We start from the raw sequence: 4,156 nt of genomic DNA, 5'->3' as shown, positions 1-4,156 counted from the left end.
GGTTGTTTTTGTTTCTCAACCCCCCCCCCCCCGCGCCGCGGGGGGGGGTGGCGGGCCGCGGGGGGCGGGGGGCGGGGGCGGGGGGGGGGCCGGGGGGGGGGGGCCCCGCCGCGCCCCCCCCCCGGCGCGCGAGCGGTCCCAGTGCGGCGGGCAGCCCGGCGGCGGTCAGGGCACGGCCGAGCACCCGGGCGGCGCCGGTGCGCACCCCGGCGGGCAGGGCCGTGCGGGGGGCCTCCTCGATGCTGGTGTCGACCAGGACCAGGGCAGCGGTGCGCCCGGGGTACAGGCGGGCGAAGGCCTCGGCGTGGAACCCGGCGATCGAGTGCCCGGCGACGGTGACGGGCCCGGTCAGGCCGAGCGCGTCGAGGAGCCCGGCGATCCGGCGGGCCTCCCCGGCGGCGGTCGGCGGGGCGGCGGCCGGGGCGCTGAGGCCGTGCCCGGGGCGGTCGAAGCGGACCACGGTGCGGCCCTGCGCGACGAGCAGCGCGGCGACGGGGTCCCAGTCGAACCAGGCCATGGCGAGCCCGGCGCTCAGCACGACGGGCGGCCCGGCGCCCTCCACGAGGACGTGCAGCGGGACGCCGTCCACCCGGACGAAACGGCCGGTCGTCACGTACGGCGCTCCTTGTGGACGGAGTGGGCGAGCAAGCCCAGCCAGAGTGCGACGAACAGCACCTGGAGCCGCTGTCCGGCGCCCAGTGCCCAGGTCCCGCGCCCGGCGGTGAACAGCGCGATCGCGGACAGGGTCCAGGCGGTGGCCAGCAGTTCCAGGGCGACCAGGACGGGTCCGCGGCGGGCGAGCGGGGCGTGCCGGCCGTACCGGCGGGCGGCGTGGGTGAGGGCCACGATCCCGACGAGGGCGCCGGTCATGGCGAGGCTGCTGCTGACGGCATGGGCCTGATGGGTGGCCGGGACGAGACCGGCGGTCTCGCGGGCGGCGCAGACGGGGTCCACGGTGGGCGTGCAGCTCAGCGGGAGCCAGGCGTCGGCGGCGGTGGCCGCCCCGAAGAGGGTGACGCCGGCCCAGCCGGCGACCGACCAGGGGCGCCGGTCCCCGGCACGGCGCAGCAGGCCGGTGAGGGCGAGCAGGCCGCCGGCGAAGGCGAACACGCCGGCCGTGAAGTCGGTGGCCCGGAACAGCCCGCCGAGCGGCTGGTCCTGGGCGGCGAGCTCGCTGACGTACGTCTCGATGGGGTTCAGGCCGGTCGAGAGGACGACTTCGAGCACCCACGCGGTGTACGCGGCGGCGCCCAGGCCGATGAGGAGGGCGACGGTCCCTGCGCTCCTCGCGAAGAACCCCTTTTCGGGCTTGGTGGACATACTGCGCATCATCCTCAACACGGCGGACCCGGTCCTACGATCAGATACCCACCCGGGGTAGGGTTCCGCGCATGACGCGCTCTGCCCCGCGCACCGATCGGCGAGCAGCCCGGTGGTCCCGGCTGCTGCTGCTCGCCGCGCTGCTCCTGGGCATCGTCACCATGCACACCCTGGGCCATCCGAGTCGGTCCCACGCCATGGAGGACGCGACGACGGCCGCCGCCGTTGCCCCGGCCGGGCGTGCCGCCGACCACACGGCGGGCGGCCCCGGGGAACACGCCGCACCCGTCACCACGGGCCACGACGCACCCCTCACCGCCCAACACACCGCACCCCTCACCGCAGGCCACACCGCGGCCGGAGCACCGGGGCACGCCGCGGACGGAGCTGCGGCACCCGCCGCGGGCGCAGCACCGGCATCCGCCGCGGCCGGAGCACCGGGGTACGCCGCGGGCGGAGCTGCGGCATCCGCCGCGGGCCGGGCACCGGGGTACACCGCGGGCGCAGCACCGGCACCCGGCGCCGGCGGAGCTGCGGCATCCACCGCGGGCGGAGCTGCGGCACCCGCCGCGAACGGGGCACCGGCACCCGCCGCGGGCCTGGCGCCGCGGGATGCCGTCGGCCCCGCCGGCCGGGGGCCCGCCGCCGAGGCCCCGCCGCACGGCACCGGCATGGACCCCATGTCGGTGTGCCTGGCCGTGCTCGGCGGACTCACCCTGCTGATCCTGGGCGCCGGACCGGCCGGCCGCCGCGACGCCGCGCCGCTCGGGGGCGCGGCCCGCGCACCGGGCCGGTCCGGCGGGCCGGACCCGCCCGCGCCCCGCGAACTCCTCACCCGGCTGGCGGTACTGCGCGTATAGGACGGGCCCCGCTGCCGCCCCCGCATGCCCGCGCCCCCGCGCGCAGGGCCGGGCGGCGGCAGCAGACGGCGCCCTTCCACTCGTTCGACCACACCACACGAGGTGCTTCCATGCGCTCTCTTCCCACCCGCCGCGCCGTTCTCGGCGCCACCGCCGCCCTCGCCGGTTCGGGGCTGCTCGCCGCCTGCTCCGACGGCTCTGCCACGTCCGGCACGTCCGGCGCGTCCGGCTCGGACCACGCCGGCATGGGCCACGGCTCCACGAACCACGACGGCTCCTCCCCCGCCGCCACGCCGGGCGGCTACGTCGACCCCTCCGGGCCCGAGGTGCAGGCCGCCGAGGCCGCCCGCAAGGCCACCGGACCGGTCTCCGAGGTCAGGCTGACCGCCACCGCCACCCCGCTCGACCTCGGCGGCGGGCTCACCGTCCGCTCCTGGGCGTACGGGGACAAGCTGCCCGGCCAGGAGCTCCGGGTCACCGCGGGCGGCACCCTCGCCCTGACCCTGGCCAACAACCTTCCGCAGGCCACCTCGCTGCACTGGCACGGCCTCGCCCTGCGCAACGACATGGACGGGGTGCCGGGCCTGACCCAGCGGGACATCGCGCCGGGCGCGTCCTTCACGTACCGGTTCGCCGTCCCGCACCCGGGGACGTACTGGTTCCACCCGCACTCGGGGGTCCAGCAGGACCGGGGCCTGTACGCGCCGCTCATCGTCGAGGACCCGAAGGAGCCCCTCTCCTACGACCGGGAGTGGGTGGTGGTGCTGGACGACTGGCTCGACGGAGTGGACGGTTCCACCCCGGACGCCGTCCTCGCCGAACTCCGCAAGGGCATGGACGCGGGACCGGGTACCGGCTCCGGCCCGGACGCGGCGGCGGGCGGGCACGCGGGCCACCACGGCGCCGCCGCCTCCCCGCCCCCGGCCGGGGGCGTACCCGCGCGGCTGCTCATGGGCGGGGAGAGCGACGTGCTCGGCAAGGACCCGGGCGACATCGCGTACCCGCACTACCTGGTCAACGGCCGGACGGCGCAGGACCCGTCGGTCTTCGCCGCCAAGCCGGGCGACCGGATCCGGCTGCGGATCATCAACGCGGGCGGGGACACCGCCTTCCGGATCGCCCTCGGCGGCCACGAACTGACGGTCACCCACACCGACGGCTACCCGGTCGAGCCCGCGAAGGCCACCTCCCTGCTGCTCGGGATGGGCGAGCGGTACGACGTGCTGGTCACCGCGCAGGACGGGGTGTTCCCGCTCACCGCGCTCGCCGAGGGCAAGGGGGCGTCGGCCTCGGCACTCGCCCTGCTGCGCACCGGGCAGGGGACGGCGCCGACCGCGCAGACCCGGCCCGCGGAATTGTCCGGCAGGCCGCTGACGGCGGCCGGGCTGCGGGCGGCGCCGTCCGCCGCGCTGGCGCCCCGTACGCCGGACCGCACGGTCGGGCTCAAGCTGACCGGGGGGATGGCGAAGTACGACTGGGCCTTCGACGGCAAGCCGTACACCGCGGACCAGCGGCACCCGGTGAAGGCGGGCGAGCGGGTCCGGCTGGAGTTCGCCAACGCGACGACGATGTTCCACCCGCTGCACCTGCACGGGCACACCTTCGCCCTCGCCGGCGGCGCGGGCGGGGCCCGCAAGGACACCGCGCTGGTGCTGCCGGGCGAGAAGCTGACGGTGGACTTCGACGCCGACAACCCCGGGCTGTGGATGACGCACTGCCACAACGTGTACCACTCGGAGGCCGGGATGATGACGGTGCTCGGCTACCTGCGGTAGCCCTCGCAAGGGGTGCGGCTCCCGGTCCGCGGGCCGGGGGCCAAACCCCTTTGGAGCCGTCCGGGGCGCATGGCAGGCTTGGCGATCACCGAGCACACCACCCCCCGTGAGGATCTCCGCCAGGTATGAGCACGCCGCCGAACCCGCCCAGCAGCCCGTCCGGCCCGCCGACGGAACCCGAGGGCGCGCCCATATCGGAGC

The 4,156-nt window shown here is 77.1% G+C and carries 4 protein-coding genes; 2 read left to right on the top strand and 2 right to left on the bottom strand.

Going from position 1 to position 4,156, the window contains the following annotated elements; all coding sequences use genetic code 11:
• Together ACFXA3_RS37325 and ACFXA3_RS37320 are read right to left on the bottom strand one after the other, a co-directional pair.
• A partial coding sequence (locus ACFXA3_RS37325) for an alpha/beta fold hydrolase (protein WP_385194807.1) occupies window positions 1–613 on the bottom strand: 613 nt, incomplete at its 3' end.
• Window positions 610–1,320, bottom strand: coding sequence for a DUF998 domain-containing protein (locus ACFXA3_RS37320; RefSeq protein WP_385194805.1), 711 nt, complete (start codon window positions 1,318–1,320; stop codon window positions 610–612). The genes ACFXA3_RS37325 and ACFXA3_RS37320, both read right to left, overlap by 4 nt.
• A gap of 71 nt (window positions 1,321–1,391) precedes the next feature.
• On the opposite strand from ACFXA3_RS37320, the gene ACFXA3_RS37315 reads away from it, so the two are divergent.
• The gene (locus ACFXA3_RS37315; protein ID WP_385194802.1) at window positions 1,392–2,180 is read left to right on the top strand and encodes a hypothetical protein; all 789 of its coding nucleotides are present in this window, start codon (window positions 1,392–1,394) and stop codon (window positions 2,178–2,180) included.
• Window positions 2,181–2,290: 110 nt separating this feature from the next.
• Window positions 2,291–3,955, top strand: a complete 1,665-nt coding sequence (locus ACFXA3_RS37310; protein WP_385194800.1) for a multicopper oxidase family protein — start codon at window positions 2,291–2,293, stop codon at window positions 3,953–3,955.
• Window positions 3,956–4,156: the final 201 nt, after the last annotated feature.

The organism is Streptomyces sp. NPDC059456 (genome assembly GCF_042750055.1).
In the GTDB taxonomy this organism is placed as follows: domain Bacteria; phylum Actinomycetota; class Actinomycetes; order Streptomycetales; family Streptomycetaceae; genus Streptomyces.
The sequence above is the reverse complement of the archived record's forward strand: the minus strand, read 5'-3'. Positions and strand labels throughout refer to the sequence as shown.

Excerpts from the sequence above, each read along its gene's own strand:
- ACFXA3_RS37320 (WP_385194805.1), bottom strand. The coding sequence starts at position 1,320 with ATGTCCACCAAGCCCGAAAAGGGGTTCTTCGCGAGGAGCGCAGGGACC.
- ACFXA3_RS37315 (WP_385194802.1), top strand. The coding sequence starts at position 1,392 with ATGACGCGCTCTGCCCCGCGCACCGATCGGCGAGCAGCCCGGTGGTCC.
- ACFXA3_RS37310 (WP_385194800.1), top strand. The coding sequence starts at position 2,291 with ATGCGCTCTCTTCCCACCCGCCGCGCCGTTCTCGGCGCCACCGCCGCC.